The organism is Streptococcus mitis (genome assembly GCF_047462815.1).
Classification (GTDB): domain Bacteria; phylum Bacillota; class Bacilli; order Lactobacillales; family Streptococcaceae; genus Streptococcus; species Streptococcus mitis_DO.
The window spans coordinates 17,358-32,864 of record NZ_JASHFB010000002.1 but is presented as its reverse complement, the minus strand read 5'-3'; the positions used below and the strand labels follow the sequence as shown (position 1 = coordinate 32,864).

The window sequence follows — 15,507 nt, the reverse complement described above, 5'->3', positions numbered from 1 at the left end:
CCTTCTTATAAAAATTGCTGTGGCTCATGGTCAATGCTGAGACGGAGCTCACTATTTTCCCGTTCTTGAGTCAAGGCCAGAACCTGATTTAGAGTCGGCCCCAGCTCATCTTCTAAACGGTATTTAATCAAAATCTGGTAATGATAGAGGTTGTGGGTACGAGCAATCGGTTTTGGCGTCGGCCCGAGAATCTTACTGGTCTCTGACAAGCCTGACCGCAAAATATTCATCACTTCATAGGCACGTTTAACAACCTCTTCTTCTTTCTTATGAGAAAGGGTAATGCCAATGGTGAAATAGTAAGGTGGATAACCAAGTTGTCGTCTGATTCCCATTTCATAAGCATAAAAGCCTTCGTAGTCCTGATCCTTGGCAAATCGAATAGCATAGTGCTGCGGATTATAGGACTGAATCAAGACCTGACCAGCTTTTTCTGCTCGACCTGCTCGACCTGCCACCTGAGTCAAGAGCTGGAAGGTTCTCTCAGAAGAACGGAAATCAGGCAGATTCAAGGCTGTATCCGCATTTAGCACTCCGACTAAGGTTACATTGGGAAAATCCAATCCCTTGGCAATCATCTGAGTACCTAGTAAAATATCTGCTTCCCCTCGACCAAACTGGTCAAGCAGAGCTTGATGACTACCTTTCTTGCGGGTCGTATCCACATCCATCCGCAGAATACGTGCCTGAGGAAAGAGTTCTGTCAGCTCGTCATAAGCCTTTTGAGTTCCTGTCCCATAGTAACGAATGCTGCGGCTCTTACAGTTAGGACAGACCTGAGGAATGTCCTTCGAAAAACCACAATAATGGCAGTTCATGGTCTTGGTATCCATGTGCAAGGTGAGAGAAATGTCACAGTTAGGACAAGTATCCACCGTCCCACACTCCCGACACATGACAAAGCTAGAATAGCCACGGCGATTGAGCATGAGAACCACCTGTTCTTTTTTAGCCAGACGGTCTTGAATAGCTTCTAGCAAAGGGGGCGTAAAGTTTGACGTCTCATTTTGTCCGATATAGTCCCGAAAATCAATCACTTGAACCTCAGGGATCCTAGCCAAAGGATTGGCTCGCTGGGTCAGACGTAAGTGTTGATAGACGCCTTTTCCAGCTCGCGCACGGCTCTCTAAGCTCGGTGTTGCAGACCCAAGTACCAGAGCTGCTTGATTATACTGAGACCGTAAAATAGCCACCTCTCTGGCATGGTAACGGGGATTGCTGTCCTGCTTATAAGTCGCTTCATGCTCTTCATCGATAATCATAACACCTAGATTTTTCAGCGGAGCAAAGATGGCCGATCTGGCGCCAACCACAACTTGGGCATCGCCGCGTTCCACCTTGCGCCATTCATCATACTTTTCACCATTAGATAAGCCTGAGTGAAGAATGGCCACCTTGTCCCCAAAACGTGCAATAAAACGTTCCGTCATTTGTGGAGTCAAGGAAATCTCAGGCACTAACAAGATGGCTGTTTTCCCCTTATCCAAAGCTCCTTGGATTATTTGTAAGTAAACCTCGGTCTTCCCACTTCCTGTAATCCCTTGAAGGAGGAAGGGAGGTTGATGGCTGCCAATCGCACTCACAACCGCATCACGCGCCTGTCTTTGCTCTGGATTCAATTCCAAAGGCTGACTTGCTTCAATCCCTTCAAAATAAGTAGCCGAGCGTTGAACTTCCTTTTGGACTATGGTCACAGCACCTTGTTCGACAAAGAAATTGACTTGCTCCCGTGAGTAGGATTCTAACAAACTAGCCAAGGAAGCACTCTCAGGATGAGAAAGCAAATAGTCTCTCAGTTCTAACTTTTTCTTGGCGCGCGCAGAAATCTCGACACCTTTTAATCGATCAAGATTCACCTCATACCAAGACTGGGTCTTGACCTTCTTTTGATCAATTGCCTGATATTCTAGACCAAGCAAGCCTTTTCTAGTCAAACGCATCATTTCAGCTTGCTTACCTAAATCTAGAGAAGAAAAGGCTAGCGAATCTTCTGAACCAAACAGACGCTCTCGATCTTCCTGACTCAAACCTTCCAGAGGATAAAGAATCTTATCATAGCTGGAGTTCAGAAATCCCGGCAGCATAGCCTTGAGGATGGAGATTTTGTAGGAGAAGACGGACTTGCGTAACTCCTCAGCAAGCCAGAGTTGTTCTTGCGTGAGAACAGGAGAAAAATCCAGCACCTCGGCAATATCTTTTAAATCTTGCTCCATCTCTTCTTCATCTGATTGGGACTCCAAACCAAGAACAATCCCTTGAATCAGGCGATTGCCCTTACCAAAAGGCACATGAACCCGCATCCCAACTTCCAGCATTCCCAGAAACTCCTCAGGAATCCTGTAACTATAGGGCTGGTCCGTCTGCATCAAGGGCACATCTACAATAATCTTGGCTATGGCCATCTTCTCACCTCCTCCTTGTCAGTATATTCTTGCAATAGAAAAAATAAGATTGAGTCCCCCCAACCTTAAATTTTTTCACCATCTTCTTTTTCTTTAGCGATTTGCTCTTTGATTTTCTTTTCTTCTTCTTCTTTGCGGCGTTTTTCTTCTTCGATACGGCGACGCACTGCTTCACGTTTTCCTTCTGGATCTGGGTGAATGGTTACGTTTCCTGATTCGATTTCTTCTAAAGCGCGAAGAGTTGATTTTTCAGACTTGAAGCCTTGAGTTGCTGGCGCACCTGCTTCTAATTCGTGGGCACGTTTTGCTTCCAAGATTACGAGTGAATATTTTGAAGGAACCTTGTCGAGCAAGGTATCAATAGAGGGTTTTAACATCATTTGCTTGTACCTATTTTCTAAATTTTATCGGGTAGTTGGAGATTTTGGTAACATCTCCTGATAGTGACCAATGACACGATCCACACGGAAGTGCTCTGCTTCGATCACACGCTTGACACGCTCAGCAGCTAGGGGCACCTGATCGTTGACAATCGCATAATCATACTCACGCATGAGGGCAATTTCTTCCTTGGCTTTTTCGATTCGTTGGGCAATTACTTCTGCACTGTCTGTTCCACGTCCTACCAAACGATCTTGCAATTCATCCAAATCTGGTGGCGTCAGGAAGATAAAGACAGCATCTGGAACCTTTTTCTTGACCTGAAGTGCACCCTGAACCTCAATTTCAAGGAAAACATCAATTCCCTTGTCCAAGGTTTCATTGACGTAGGTCAGAGGAGTTCCATAGTAGTTGCCGACATATTCTGCGTATTCCAACATCTGTCCTTGACGAATCAGCTCTTCAAACTCTTCGCGAGTACGGAAGAAATAGTCAACACCGTCCACTTCTCCAGGACGTTGTGCGCGTGTCGTCATCGATACAGAGTATTGAAATTGGTTTTCAGAACTCTCAAAAATCTCTCTTCTAACCGTTCCTTTGCCAACCCCTGAAGGACCAGAAAAAACGATTAGTAAGCCTCGGTCTGCCATTGTGTCTCCTTTTAGTCAGTCTGTAAAAATAAAATAAGATTTCCCTTCAGATAGTAGCATTTTGTGCAAACTATCCTTCTACAGTCTTTCTATCTAGTGTAACAAAAAAGCAGTAATTTTTCAACTGCTCTTTCTTATTTATTTAGCATAATCTACTGCACGAAGCTCGCGAATCACGGTTACCTTGATATTTCCTGGGTAATCGAGATTGTTTTCAATTTTCTCACGAACTTTATGAGCCAAGATTGTGACTTTGTCGTCCTTGATTTGTCCTGGATTGACCATGATGCGGATCTCACGTCCTGCTTGAAGGGCAAAGCTAGTTTGCACTCCTTCAAAGCCGTTAGCAATTTCTTCCAAATCATGGAGACGTTTGATGTAGCTCTCAAGAGACTCACTACGAGCACCTGGACGCGCCGCGCTCAAGGCATCTGCTGCAGCAACGATTACTGCAATGACGCTTTCGGCTTCGACATCACCGTGGTGGCTAGCAATGGTATTGACCACAACTGGGTGTTCCTTGTACTTACGTGCCAATTCCATACCGATTTCCACGTGGCTACCTTCAACCTCACGGTCAATAGCTTTCCCAATATCGTGAAGGAATCCAGCACGACGGGCAAGAGCCGCATTTTCACCAAGCTCGCTCGCCATGATACCAGCCAATTTAGCAACCTCAATCGAATGACGCAAGACGTTTTGTCCATAAGAAGTACGGAACTGCAAGCGACCCATGATTTTCATCAAATCTGGATGAAGGTTTGGCGCACCAATCTCATAGGCAGCAGCCTCACCGTATTCACGGATCTTATTGTCAATCTCTTGACGGTTTTTCTCAACCAACTCTTCGATACGAGCTGGATGAATACGACCATCTTTGAGCAACATTTCCATAGTCATACGGGCAATTTCGCGACGAATCGGGTCAAAACCTGACAAGGTCACCACTTCTGGTGTATCGTCGATAATCACATCGACCCCTGTCAAACTTTCAAAGGTACGAATGTTACGACCTTCACGACCAATAATGCGTCCCTTCATAGTATCATCTGGTAAGTGAACTGTTGAGTTTGTTGACTCCGCTACATATTCACCAGCGATACGTTGCATAGCTTGAACCAGAATGTCCTTGGCCATTTTGTCAGAACGTTCCTTGACCTCTTGCTCAGCTTCGCGAATACGACTGGCAATCTCCTTGGTCAAGTTTTCCTCTGTCTGAGCCAAGATAATATCTCGTGCTTCTGCCTGAGACAGGGCACCGATACGCTCTAGTTCTGCTTCTTTTTGTCTTTCGACTTCCTCTAATTGCTCTTCACGCGCATCAAGGTTTTTCGCTCTATCAGAAATACTTTGTTCTTTTTGTTCAAGTGTTTGTTCTTTACTCGTCAAATTATCGTCCTTACGGTCGAGGCTAGTAGCTCTCTCTGTCAAACGACTTTCGATTTGTTTGAGTTCTTGACGTTCTGATTTGAATTCAGCGTCCACTTCTTCACGGTATTTTCTGGCTTCTTCTTTGGCCTCCAATAGTGCTTCTTTTTTAAGAGACTTGCTTTCACGTTTGGCTTCATTAACTAGTAAATCTGCTTCACGCTCAGCTTGTCCACGTAAATTAGTTGCTTCTTGTTCAGCATTTAAAAGCATCAACTCCGCAGCTTCCTGAGATGATTTCATCTTAGCTGAGATGCTGACATATCCAATGACTAAACCAATGATGACGGCAAAAACAGCAATCGTAAGCGACATGATCTCCATGTTTTTACCTCATTTTATTGTTATTCCGAATGACATACATTCTTTTACATTCTACCATAAAAAAGTGATTTTCACAAACCTAAAATAGAATATGTTTTGAGGAATTTAGGTCATAATCACTAAATAAAATTGTTAAATCCTTGTTAATTAGGAACAGTTGTTTCGCAGAGATTGAAAAAAGCCTACTTCGCAGTAGACTTAGTTTGTTTCTATTCTTATCGGCACTCTTCCAAAATTCTGCTCTGCTATACTTAGATTTCCCAGTTGGTAAATCTGGTCTGCCTTTTGAGTCATGACATCCCAAGATTCTTTACCAATTCGGCTGACTAGATTGACCTGCCCTTTCAGAGACTTGAGATGTTGTCTGCCTTTTTCGGTAAAACCAAGAATATGGATGGCTTCTGGCAAGTCACTTTCTCTAGCCTGCACCAAAATATAGGTCAAGAGGCGTCTGACACGCGCCTTGGTATAACGCTTGGTCGCAACCGCTTCAACCAATTCGTCAACAGACTGGGCTGGTTTAATAGCCTCTTTAATGCGCACAGCCATTTCTTGATTAACCTGATGGATTGTTGTTAAGTCTGGATTTGACAAGATTTGATAGCGGAGCAAAGGAAAATAGTCATCCCAGCTCACCTTACTGACCTGCTCAAAAAGGTTAACAGAAGGCATAAAGCGTTCTAAGAAATCTTTGTCCCTTTGGTGCTGACGAAGGGCTGTCGCCGAAGCAAAGTCCACATCCTGGTCCACAGAATGGTAACCTGCCCCCTGACGCTGAATCGGATGCAGCCTGATGTTTCGTCCTGCAACCGCCTTGGCATAAGCAAGAGCAAGAACATGATTGGGCGTATTGCCAGAAAAATCAAGACCTGCAAATTCCTTCCACATGGCCTGGGTCTTCTGTGGATAAGAGAGGGAATCAGGCAGATTTTCCACAAATTTCTCCATCTCAGTACCTTGCTCTGTGTATAAGTCAGCAATTTTCTGGTAATCCAGAACTTTCTCTGTACCAAAAGCCAGAGTATCAATGCCCAACCGAGCCAAGATATCCACAGCTCCTTGACCAAAGAAATCAGCTGCCTGAACACTGACTAAAAAGGGCAATTCCACTACCAAATCTGCGCCATTTTCCAGCGCCATCTGGGCCCGTATCCACTTATCTATAATCGCTGGTTCTCCACGTTGCATGAAATTTCCAGACATAGCTACGATTTTCAAACCCTCTGCCTGATCCAGCAGGTATTTATGCCCATTATGAAAAGGATTAAACTCCGCGATAATACCCGTGATGGTCATGCTAATCTCCTACTTCTGTGCCACAAAAAACCAACGGGTACTAGTTTCTGTTGGCTCCTTGTCCTCAAAGTCCGCATAGAGTTTGAAGGACTTGAAACCGGCCTGTTCCAGCAAAATATCATAGGTCAGAACCTCATAAGTCCGCTCCTCATGCACTTCATCGTGGCGACTAAAGGAACCATCCGCTTCCTTGATAAAAAAGGTCAGCTCATGCACGATGGAGTGAGGAGCTTCGTCCTCATAGGTGTCCCAGAGCATAGCGAAATCTTCCGCATTTTCATGATAGGAATAACCTGGAAAAACCTCATCAGTCTGGTAGGTTGAATGCACATCAAAGATAAAGACACCATCTTCGTTGAGGGAATTATATACTTCCTTAAAGACGTCTCCTACTTCCACTTCATCCTGCATGTAGCAGATGGAGTCCGAGTAACACGTGACAAAATCATATTGACCTGCCTTGGACAAATCCAGCATATTGCCTTCAATAAAATCAATCTTTTGCTTTGCAGAAGCAGCTCTCTTCTCCGCAATCCCCAGCATATCCCCACTCAAGTCAAGTCCAGTCACATCAAAACCAGCCTGAGAGAAGCGTACTGATTGAATTCCTGTCCCACAAGCCAATTCCAAGAGTTTCTTTCTCTCCTTGGTCTTAGGCAAGTGACGCAGCGAAAAATCAGTCCATTTATCATATAAACTGTCATCCATGACTGCATCATAGACCGCCGCAAAAGTTTCATAAGTTGCCATAATCATGATACCAAGAGCCTCCATGGCAAACACCACTAGCCCTCACCTTTCTATCCATTTTCTTCTAAAATAAGCAAAGAAACCCAGTTGACTACAACTGAGTTCATCTTCTAAGCAAGAGCTTCTGAAATATCTACTGAATCCGCCTCATGCCATAGTTTTTCTAGGTTATAGTGGGCACGCATTTCTTCTGAGAAGATATGCACAACGATAGCACCTAGGTCTAGCAAAACCCAGCCTCCAGCTGCATCGCCTTCGACATGACTGCCTTTAAAGCCTGCTTGAGCTACTTTTTCACGGATATTGTCAGCGATAGCATCCAACTGACGGCTATTCATTGAGCTAGTGATAACAAAATAGTCCGTCACGCTAGTCAAATCTTGTACGTCAAGTGCGAGGATATCCTCCGCGCGTTTCTCATCAGCCGCTTTCACGACTAGTTCTAGTAATTCTTTTTCGTTCATTTAGTCCTCTTTCAAATAGTTCACAAAGGCGTTATAGGTTTCAAGGGTTTGGGGATAGATGGGGAATCCCTGATGAGCTAGATGCTCTACGGTACGAGCTGTTTCATAGGCCACCGCCTTATTGAGCGATAAACTTGCAATCTCACGTGCTACATCCACTCCTGGAAAGACACGATTGTGCTCGATATAGTCTGCGACGTAGATTATCTTATCAAGATCTGTCATCTGACCAGCACCGACTGTATGGATTTCAATGGCTCGTAGAATTTCAGAATCATGCAAATTCAAATCTTCCTGAATCTTGTAGATGCCAACCATGCCATGCCAAACATTATTGCCCCAGTTTTTGAGGTCGGAATCTAGCTGATAACGGTCAATCAAGTCTAAAAATTCCTGATCTGACAGCTTTTTAGCATAGTCATGAAGAAGGCCTGCTAGACCTGCCTTCTCACCATCTACTCCAAATCTCTCTGCTAGTTCAATGGCTGCACGCTCCACACCCAAGCAATGGGTTAAGCGCTTTTCAGGCAGAAGCTCTGCCATTTTTTCCAACAAAACATCGCGAGAGCAGTTGATATAGTCTTGATAGGCCATCAGTAGAGTCCCTCCTTCTCGATGTAGTCTAGCACAGGCTGAGGTAGGAGAAAATTGGGTTTCCGTCCCTGGGCAAGGAAGTTCCGCACCATACTGGACGAGATATCCATGAGAGGCACATCCACCCAGATAACGGGATAGGAAGTCCCTGCCTTGTAGCGTGGGCGCTGAACCCCTACAAACTGAACCATGTCTACCAGCTCATCAATTCGATACCACTTAGGCAGATAGTCCACCATATCCGCCCCGATGATAAAGTAATAATCCGTATCAGGATGTTGCTCTGTCAAGATTTTCATGGTGTCGTAGGTGTAAGAAATGCCCTTGCGCTCCAACTCAATAGTTTCAATGTCCAGACCTTCAATCCCCTCAATCGCCAACTCAAGCATCTTGAGACGATGGTGTTCAGGGATTGTTTCCTTTTTATCTACATGAGGAGGTTGGTATTCAGGCATGAGCAGAACTTGATCCAGTCCCAACTGTTGCCGTACTTGGTCCGCAACAATCAGGTGGGCATTGTGAACAGGGTTAAAATTCCCCCCTAAAATCCCAACTTGTTTGCGTTTTTTCTCCTTGATTTCTGGCTCCAACTCTACCTTGGTAAAGGGAGTCAATAGTTCGATTGCCATAGGCTAGTCTCCTTTATTTCTCTGTAAAAACAGTTGTTTGGAGTAGGTTTTTAGATTTCTTTGACTTTTTTAGAAATCTTACGATTTTCTTTCTTGCTGGATTGTTTAAACAAAATCAAGATGCGTCCAATTTTTTGGACTGTATCCACACCGATTTCTTCTTCTAAGATTTCAGCTACTTCGTGAATGTTTTCATCTGTATTTTGCAAGAGCGTTACTTTAATCAATTCGCGGGCATCAAGAGCTTGACGGACGCTGGTTTTGATTTGGTCGTTAAGTCCATTTTTCCCGATTTGAATGATGGGTTTGAGGGTGTGTGCCTGACTGTTGAGGAAGGCACGTTGTTTTGATGTTAATGACATAATTTCTTCCTTGTTTTTTTGATAGTTATTTTAGGTGGTGTGGGACGGTCGGAACTAATTTTCCAAAGATTTCATCTTTGAAAAATGGATTTCCTGACCTCACAATTGAGCCTTGGTCTCAATTGTGCCCCTTGCCAATCTATCGATTGGCAAGACACCACGGCAATAACTATCTTTGTATGAGCTCACTTTGTTCGCTCAGTGATTTTGTTTTAAATAATTGCTTTTCGTGTGACGACGGCGACGCCTTCTGGTGCCCAGACGGCGACTTTGGCGGTGCCTGTTACGCGAATCCAGCCTAGGCCTGAGATAACTAGGTCTGTCTTTTCCTTAATGTTAAAGACATGCTGGACTAGTTTTGGAAAATCTTCCTTTTCCTTGCTATTTGGTGGTGTTAAAAGCGTTCCGAGGTGCTTGTCGTAAAATGCACTAGCGCCTTCAAGCTTGGTACGGTGCAATTTGAGTTCATTGTCAAAGAAGGCTGTGAAACCTTGCTTTTCTCCTGCAATGAAGTCAAAGCGTCCGAGTCCACCTAGAAACAGGGTTTGTTCAGGATTGAGCTGATAGGTTTTAGGCTTGATTTCCTTTTTAGGGCTGACATACTTGAGGTTTTTGGCCGTCAAGTAGTGGGCCATCTGGTGACGGTGGATGATTCCCGGCGTATCGTAGATATAAGATCCGTCGTCAAGCGGAATCTCGATCTTGTCCAAGGTTGTCCCTGGGAAGCGCGAAGTCGTAATGACATTCTGGTCACCCGTGATTTCTTGGATAATAGCATTGATAAGAGTTGATTTTCCAACGTTGGTTACACCGACCACATAGACATCACGGCCCTTACGGTAGTGTTCAATCTTGTCAATGACTTCCTTAATGGCATGCTTGTTTTGGGCTGAAGTTAAGACGACATCGACTGGTCGAAGACCTTCTTCGTGGGCACGCTCCATCAGCCACTGGCTAATCTTGCCCGGTTTAACAGACTTGGGCAGGATATCTTTTTTATTCCCCACTAAGAGGACATCATTGCCCGAGACAAAACGTGGCAAGCCTGGGATGACAGAACCATTAAAGTCAAAGATGTCAATGACATTGACTACCAAGGCATCACTGTCTCCCACCTCGTGCAAAAGCTTGAGGAAATCATCGTCCGTCAACTGGACATCTGTGATTTCATTGTAGTGGCGGAGACGGAAACAACGTTGGCAATAGACTTCGCCAGTCTCCAAACCTTTTTCAAGTGCCGACTGGGGGGTAAAACCAAGACCAGCCTTGTCTGTCGTCTGAATGGTTGCTCCACAACCAATACAGAGAATTTCTTCCATAGTTAAATTCCTTTTTTATATGTAATCGGTCCGTACTTTTCAGTGATTTTTCGCATAACACGGCGCTCACGAGCACGGTTAATTTGCGTCTTGATAGAATCGTGTTGTACCAAGGGCTTGACCAAGATTGAGCGAATGCCTGCACGGTGGGCTGCTCGTATATCTGTCATAAGCTGGTCTCCGACCATGACCACTTCATTTTTCTCGTAGTGAAATTCCTTCATGGCACGGTCAATCCCAAATGTGAAGGGCTTCAAGGCCCAGTAAACGTAATCAATCCCAAATTTCTCAACTGCTCGTTGAACTCGTTTTTTGGTATTATTTGAAACCACGATGATGCGAATACCCGCGTCACGAAGGTCATGTAGCCATTGCTTCATCTCTGGTGTCCCATCAGGGTTGTTCCAAGCAATGAGGGTATTATCCAAATCGACCAAAACAGCCTTGATTCCCTGCGCCTGCAGACTTGGAACTGTCAGATCATAGACTGCTTCCACAGCAAAATCTGGCATGTAGTTTTCAATCGCCATTCTGGCTCCTTTTCTTAACTTTTTTTCGCAATTTTCCTTAGCAACAATGATAGGACAATCCACAAACCTGCACTAGCCAAACTAATATAGAGCCAAGCATGGGGCTCATCTGTTAAAGGCAAGGGAACATTCATCCCGAAAAAGCCTGTCACGACTGCCAAAACTGCTAGCAAGACTGAAATGATAGTCAAGGTTGTCAAATTATCATTCAGATTATTGTTTAGGATGTTGTTGTAAGATGCTGATAGTTGTTGGAGAACTTGAGAAATCAAATCCGTCATGGATACCAGCTGATGAGCCTCAATCATGGCATCATCAAACTGCTCTCTCTCAATTTCGTTAAAACTACGATAAAGGGCATGCCCTTGAATATGTTCCAGTAACATGCGATTTTGCTTGGCAGCCGCAGTAAGATAAACCATACCGGTTTCCAAGTCGGAAAGGGCAAAAAGATTTTTCTTGGTCGTCCGCTGACGCAAGAGGCCATTGACCTCATCCTTACTCTTGTCCATCTGCTCGATGACAGGGTAGTAGGCATTGCTGATGATTTCCAGACTGGCAAAGAGAAACTTGTAAATCGAAAGCGTGTCATGACTGTCTAGATAACGGGTCATTTGTTCAATGACATAAGCATTCTTGGTATTACTAATGGTAATCAGACGACGATGTTCCACGATAAAGGTCATAGGAAAGGCTTCGTAGTATTCCTTGTCCTTTTTCAAGTTCAAGACATTATAGATAAAGGTCACAGTCCCATTTTCACGGTGATAATCCATGTGGGCACGCTCATTCCTATCCAGTGCGTACTCAATGGTTTCCTTGTCCAAACCGTAGATTTCTGAAAGGTCTTCTAGTTTTTTCAACTTGTCCAAATCTAGGTCAATCCAAGTACAGCCATTGCCCAACCGTTTTTCTAAAAACATCTTCTCTCCTTTACCAAACTCTTTCTATTGTACCATAAATCTGCTAAAATTTCAGGCCTGGTCTGTCCGAGAGAAATTGCTGACGACAGTGATATTGCGATTGGGAACGAAGTGCAGAACCTGATCTTCTCCTCTGAGTTGTGTTGTTCGAATGCCGACGCTGACAACCTTGCCCGATACAGTAATGGGGCCATTTGTCAAAACGACCTCATCTCCCACATCGAGTTGCCGTTCAAAGAGGATGAAAAAGCCATTGATGACATCAGACAGAAAACCTTGGGCTCCCATCCCAATAGCCACTCCAGCAATCCCAGCACCTGCCAGCAAACTAGAAACTGGCAAGCCCAATATCGACAAAATGCAGTAAAGTAAAAAGAAATAAAGGGTATAATTAAACACATTTTCTAACAGACGTGAGATGGTTTTCTGACGCCCGACATCATGGTGAGACATTTTTAGAGAAGGCTTGACAATTCTCTGCACCATGGTATGAAGCAGTTTCTTAGCTATATAAAAGAGCAAAAACAGGAATAAAAGAGAAAGTAGCTTGGTCAAGATATTCTCGATAATCGCTGTAATATCAAGCTTATTGAGGTATGTTTGAATAAATTCTTGCATAGAAAACTCCTTTCATTTATTATACCATACTTTCATAAACTGTCATTCTCCATAAATATTCAAAAATAATTTCAAAAATAGACAGAAAATTCTTGATTTTAGCTCATATTTATACTATAATCATAAACATTACACAACAAAGGAGATTGTTATGAAAAAAATCATTCATGCTTGGAATAAGGCAAGCCTGATCAAACGTATCTTGATTGGCATGCTTATTGGAGGAACTCTAGGACTGACACTTCCTAACATTTCAGGAATTGGCCTGCTCGGAGATCTCTTTGTTGGTGGCCTTAAAGCCATCGCACCAATTCTGGTCTTTGCCCTCGTTGCTAACGCCCTATCCCAACATCAAAAGGGACAAGATAGCAATATGAAAACGGTTATCTTCCTTTACTTGGTAGGAACTTTTGCCGCTGCCCTTATCGCTGTACTAGCCAGTTTCATCGTCCCTGTTGAAATCACCCTAAATAGCGCTAATACCGATATTGCTCCACCAGATGGGATTGGACAGGTCCTCAGCAACCTCTTGCTCAAATTGGTTGACAATCCAGTCAATGCCCTTGTCACAGCCAACTACATTGGTATCCTCTCATGGGCAGTTGTTTTCGGGATTGCCATGAGAGAGGCCAGCAAAAATAGTAAAGAATTGCTCAAAACTATGGCTGATGTGACTTCTAAGATTGTCGAATGGATCATCAACCTAGCTCCATTTGGTATCTTAGGACTCGTATTTAAAACCATCTCTGATAAGGGAATCGGAAGCCTAGCCAACTACGGAATCTTGCTTGCCCTCCTGGTTACAACTATGTTCTTTGTGGCTCTGGTAGTCAATCCATTGATTGCCTTCCTCTTTATGAAGAGGAATCCTTATCCCCTCGTTTGGAAATGTTTGCGTGTCAGCGGTGTGACAGCCTTCTTCACTCGTAGTTCTGCGGCTAACATCCCTGTCAACATGAAACTTTGTCACGACCTCGGACTGGATCCAGATACCTACTCTGTTTCTATTCCACTTGGTTCTACTATCAACATGGCCGGGGCAGCGATTACCATTAACGTTTTGACCCTTGCTGCAGTAAATACTCTTGGAATCCCTGTTGACTTTGCGACAGCCTTTGTCCTCAGTGTAGTAGCAGCTATCTCAGCCTGTGGTGCTTCTGGTATTGCGGGAGGTTCCCTCCTTCTTATCCCAGTTGCTTGTAGCCTTTTCGGTATTTCTAACGATATTGCCATGCAAGTTGTCGGTGTTGGATTTGTGATTGGTGTCATCCAAGACTCATGTGAAACAGCCCTTAACTCTTCTACAGATGTCCTCTTTACCGCCGTTGCCGAATACGCAGCAGCCCGCAAAAAATAACTCATAAAGACAAGCCTCTCGGGTCTTGTCTTTTACGCTTTTATTCTAACTTATTAGGAAATTCTTATGTCTATTAGCCAACGTACTGCCAAGCTCATCTTAGCTACCTGTCTTGCCTGCCTTCTTGCTTATTTTCTCAATCTTTCGTCAGCAGTTTCGGCCGGAATTATCGCTCTCCTGAGCCTATCTGATACGCGTAGAAGTACCTTAAAACTGGCCCGCAATCGGCTCTTTTCCATGCTTCTGGCTCTGGTTATCGGGGTTTTGGTTTTTCACTTGAGCGGATTTCATATCTGGAGCCTTGGCCTCTATCTGGCCCTCTATGTGCCTCTAGCCTACAAGATGGGCTGGGAAATTGGCATCACACCAAGCACGGTTTTGGTTAGCCATCTCTTGGTGCAAGAATCAACCTCACCAGACCTTCTAGTCAATGAATTCCTTCTCTTTGCTATCGGTACAGGATTTGCCTTACTGGTCAATCTCTACATGCCTTCACGAGAAGAGGAAATCCAGCACTACCACACATTGGTAGAAGAAAAATTAAAAGATATCCTCCAGCGCTTTAAATATTATTTATCCAGAGGGGATGGACGTAACCGAGCACAGCTGATAGAAGAATTAGACACTCTTTTGGAAGAAGCCCTCAAACTGGTCTATCTAGATCACTCAGACCACCTCTTTCACCAGACCGACTACCATATCCACTACTTTGAGATGAGACAGCGACAAAGTCGTATCCTGCGAAACATGGCCCAGCAGATCAACACCTGTCACCTTGCTGCCAGTGAAAGCCTGATTTTAGCCCAACTTTTTTCAAAAATTGCAGGCCAACTGAGCCAGACCAATCCTGCTTCTGATTTGCTAGATGAAATTGAACGTTATCTGGAAGTCTTCCGAAACCGCAGTCTACCCAAGACAAGAGAAGAATTTGAAACCCGTGCCACCCTTCTTCAACTTCTACGCGAAGCCAAAACCTTCATACAAGTAAAAGTTGACTTTTACCAAAAATATGGACAGTAAAAAAGAAAACTTCAGACCAATCACAAAAAGTGAATCTCTGAAGTTTTCTTTTATTTGTAAGTTATTACCATAAAGGTTAATAGTAAAACGAATAGGGCCAAACTCACTAATAAAGTGAGAACCTTTACCAAGGTGTTGCTCTGCCAGTAACTTGGTTTACCAATATTACTAGTGGCATCCATGGAAAAGAGTTGATTTTGACGGGGTTGTATGGTCACCAATACAATCAAAGCAAGAGATAGGATAATAGCTAAAACAATCAGTATTTCAATCATAGGCCTACCTCAAAATTCCCAGCAAAGTAAAGAGCAAACCAATCAGAATCATCAAGCCCAGTAAGAGTGAAAAAGTCTTACTAATCTTTTCCCCTCGGGTTTCTTTTTCCTTCTTGATAGGTTTTTGTTTCAACTCTTCCATGCGACCTTCAACGTCTTTGTAAAATAAATCTTCCTCTGACATA

At 43.9% G+C, this 15,507-nt stretch carries 18 protein-coding genes; 2 read left to right on the top strand and 16 right to left on the bottom strand.

Translation table 11 applies throughout. The annotated features are described in order from the left end of the window. Positions 1-5 precede the first annotated feature (5 nt). From QM865_RS01185 to QM865_RS01120, 14 genes are all read right to left on the bottom strand, one after another. Positions 6-2,402, bottom strand: coding sequence for a primosomal protein N' (locus QM865_RS01185; RefSeq protein WP_261219310.1), 2,397 nt, complete (start codon positions 2,400-2,402; stop codon positions 6-8). Positions 2,403-2,467: 65 nt separating this feature from the next. Beyond that, entirely contained in the window at positions 2,468-2,782 is a 315-nt protein-coding gene (gene rpoZ, locus QM865_RS01180) for a DNA-directed RNA polymerase subunit omega (RefSeq protein WP_000979235.1), read from the bottom strand. 24 nt (positions 2,783-2,806) lie between these two features. Beyond that, complete coding sequence (gmk, locus tag QM865_RS01175; RefSeq protein ID WP_000775041.1) at positions 2,807-3,433, bottom strand: guanylate kinase; 627 nt, start codon at positions 3,431-3,433, stop codon at positions 2,807-2,809. Between the two features lie 138 nt (positions 3,434-3,571). Then, positions 3,572-5,185: a ribonuclease Y gene (locus QM865_RS01170; RefSeq protein WP_125458597.1), complete on the bottom strand. Its 1,614-nt coding sequence runs from the start codon at positions 5,183-5,185 to the stop codon at positions 3,572-3,574. 198 nt (positions 5,186-5,383) lie between these two features. After that, positions 5,384-6,481 (bottom strand): nucleotidyltransferase, encoded by a 1,098-nt coding sequence (locus QM865_RS01165; protein ID WP_414305821.1) that lies wholly within the window; start codon positions 6,479-6,481, stop codon positions 5,384-5,386. 9 nt (positions 6,482-6,490) lie between these two features. Further along, on the bottom strand, positions 6,491-7,231 hold the full coding sequence (locus QM865_RS01160; RefSeq protein ID WP_261025268.1) for a class I SAM-dependent methyltransferase: 741 nt from the start codon (positions 7,229-7,231) through the stop codon (positions 6,491-6,493). Between the two features lie 110 nt (positions 7,232-7,341). Next, positions 7,342-7,695 (bottom strand): ribosome silencing factor, encoded by a 354-nt coding sequence (gene rsfS, locus QM865_RS01155; RefSeq protein WP_101776495.1) that lies wholly within the window; start codon positions 7,693-7,695, stop codon positions 7,342-7,344. Further along, positions 7,696-8,289 (bottom strand): bis(5'-nucleosyl)-tetraphosphatase (symmetrical) YqeK, encoded by a 594-nt coding sequence (yqeK, locus tag QM865_RS01150; protein WP_101776496.1) that lies wholly within the window; start codon positions 8,287-8,289, stop codon positions 7,696-7,698. It abuts the gene before it with no gap. Next, a complete protein-coding gene (locus QM865_RS01145) occupies positions 8,289-8,918 on the bottom strand; it encodes a nicotinate-nucleotide adenylyltransferase (RefSeq protein WP_101776497.1) in 630 nt (209 codons plus the stop codon). The genes yqeK and QM865_RS01145 overlap by 1 nt, the downstream gene beginning before the upstream one ends. A 50-nt stretch (positions 8,919-8,968) precedes the next feature. Beyond that, positions 8,969-9,280, bottom strand: a complete 312-nt coding sequence (gene yhbY / locus QM865_RS01140) for a ribosome assembly RNA-binding protein YhbY (protein WP_000060169.1) — start codon at positions 9,278-9,280, stop codon at positions 8,969-8,971. 212 nt (positions 9,281-9,492) lie between these two features. Next, positions 9,493-10,599, bottom strand: coding sequence for a ribosome biogenesis GTPase YqeH (yqeH, locus tag QM865_RS01135; protein WP_000391183.1), 1,107 nt, complete (start codon positions 10,597-10,599; stop codon positions 9,493-9,495). Between the two features lie 2 nt (positions 10,600-10,601). After that, positions 10,602-11,129, bottom strand: a complete 528-nt coding sequence (locus tag QM865_RS01130) for a YqeG family HAD IIIA-type phosphatase (RefSeq protein ID WP_000963744.1) — start codon at positions 11,127-11,129, stop codon at positions 10,602-10,604. A gap of 14 nt (positions 11,130-11,143) precedes the next feature. After that, the gene (locus tag QM865_RS01125; protein ID WP_414305820.1) at positions 11,144-12,052 is read right to left on the bottom strand and encodes a magnesium transporter CorA family protein; all 909 of its coding nucleotides are present in this window, start codon (positions 12,050-12,052) and stop codon (positions 11,144-11,146) included. Between the two features lie 51 nt (positions 12,053-12,103). Then, positions 12,104-12,670, bottom strand: a complete 567-nt coding sequence (locus tag QM865_RS01120; protein WP_414305819.1) for a mechanosensitive ion channel family protein — start codon at positions 12,668-12,670, stop codon at positions 12,104-12,106. A 151-nt stretch (positions 12,671-12,821) separates the two neighbouring features. Here QM865_RS01120 and sstT point away from each other — a divergent pair, with 151 nt between their 5' ends. Both sstT and QM865_RS01110 read left to right on the top strand, forming a co-directional pair. Next, positions 12,822-14,027, top strand: a complete 1,206-nt coding sequence (gene sstT, locus QM865_RS01115) for a serine/threonine transporter SstT (RefSeq protein WP_261063934.1) — start codon at positions 12,822-12,824, stop codon at positions 14,025-14,027. Positions 14,028-14,093: 66 nt separating this feature from the next. After that, the gene (locus tag QM865_RS01110) at positions 14,094-15,047 is read left to right on the top strand and encodes an aromatic acid exporter family protein (RefSeq protein WP_293960673.1); all 954 of its coding nucleotides are present in this window, start codon (positions 14,094-14,096) and stop codon (positions 15,045-15,047) included. A gap of 50 nt (positions 15,048-15,097) precedes the next feature. On the opposite strand, the gene asp5 is transcribed toward QM865_RS01110, so the two are convergent. Together asp5 and asp4 are read right to left on the bottom strand one after the other, a co-directional pair. After that, positions 15,098-15,322 carry an accessory Sec system protein Asp5 gene (gene asp5, locus QM865_RS01105; RefSeq protein ID WP_000569970.1) on the bottom strand — a complete coding sequence of 75 codons (225 nt, stop codon included), beginning with the start codon at positions 15,320-15,322 and terminating at the stop codon, positions 15,098-15,100. A gap of 4 nt (positions 15,323-15,326) precedes the next feature. Further along, entirely contained in the window at positions 15,327-15,506 is a 180-nt protein-coding gene (gene asp4 / locus QM865_RS01100; RefSeq protein ID WP_001287962.1) for an accessory Sec system protein Asp4, read from the bottom strand. Position 15,507 lies beyond the last annotated feature (1 nt).